The organism is Gardnerella coleohominis, from assembly GCF_002896555.1.
GTDB classification, from domain to species: domain Bacteria; phylum Actinomycetota; class Actinomycetes; order Actinomycetales; family Bifidobacteriaceae; genus Bifidobacterium; species Bifidobacterium vaginale_F.
Genome location: NZ_MNLH01000031.1, coordinates 1 through 441, shown reverse-complemented (window position 1 = coordinate 441; position 441 = coordinate 1). Strand labels below are relative to the sequence as shown.

Sequence of the window (441 nt, the reverse complement as noted above, 5' to 3'; positions counted from 1 at the left end):
GTTGGAAGCGGCTCAAGCTCAAGCACGCGGCGGTTAATAATGCGATCAACACCAACCTGATCCTCCCAGCGCTGGAATTTCGCAGAATTAAGCGGATTTTGACCATTTTCAACAGCTTTTTTAACCACGCTTGAAGCACACTGTTCAGCTGTAGATTCCATTTGTCACCATCCTATAAAACAAAACGCGCACCGCCGCGCTTAGCTAAGCCACTGCATTCGCGCGGTCTAAGCGCGCGAATGCAGTGGCTTAGCTAAGCGCGGCGGTGCGCGTTTTGTTTTATAGGATGGTGACAAATGGAATCTACAGCTGAACAGTGTGCTTCAAGCGTGGTTAAAAAAGCTGTTGAAAATGGTCAAAATCCGCTTAATTCTGCGAAATTCCAGCGCTGGGAGGATCAGGTTGGTGTGGATCGCATTATTAACCGCCTGTCTCTTATAC

The 441-nt window shown here is 48.3% G+C and carries 2 pseudogenes; one reads left to right on the top strand and one right to left on the bottom strand.

The features are described from left to right. Positions 1-161: pseudogene (locus tag BFS05_RS07040) on the bottom strand (3-deoxy-7-phosphoheptulonate synthase); the annotation flags it as partial. Between the two features lie 135 nt (positions 162-296). On the opposite strand from BFS05_RS07040, the pseudogene BFS05_RS07035 reads away from it, so the two are divergent. Further along, positions 297-441 (top strand): annotated as a pseudogene (locus BFS05_RS07035) (3-deoxy-7-phosphoheptulonate synthase); the annotation flags it as partial.